Here is a 417-nt window from a genome sequence, read left to right as displayed (position 1 = left end):
CACGCTACGTAACAGGATTAGATACCCTGGTAGTCCACGCCGTAAACGATGCTAACTCGTTTTTGGGTTTTCGGATTCAGAGACTAAGCGAAAGTGATAAGTTAGCCACCTGGGGAGTACGAACGCAAGTTTGAAACTCAAAGGAATTGACGGGGGCCCGCACAAGCGGTGGATTATGTGGTTTAATTCGATGATACGCGAGGAACCTTACCAAGGCTTAAATGGGAAATGACAGGTTTAGAAATAGACTTTTCTTCGGACAATTTTCAAGGTGCTGCATGGTTGTCGTCAGCTCGTGCCGTGAGGTGTCAGGTTAAGTCCTGCAACGAGCGCAACCCCTGTCACTAGTTGCCATCATTAAGTTGGGGACTCTAGTGAGACTGCCTACGCAAGTAGAGAGGAAGGTGGGGATGACGT

At 48.4% G+C, this 417-nt stretch carries 1 rRNA gene; it reads left to right on the top strand.

Annotated features, from left to right (window positions below):
• Window positions 1–417: ribosomal RNA gene (locus CIL05_RS21625) — 16S ribosomal RNA — on the top strand; the annotation flags it as partial.

The organism is Virgibacillus profundi (assembly GCF_002287375.1).
GTDB classification, from domain to species: domain Bacteria; phylum Bacillota; class Bacilli; order Bacillales; family Amphibacillaceae; genus Virgibacillus_K; species Virgibacillus_K profundi.
This window is presented reverse-complemented; position numbering and strand designations above follow the sequence as displayed.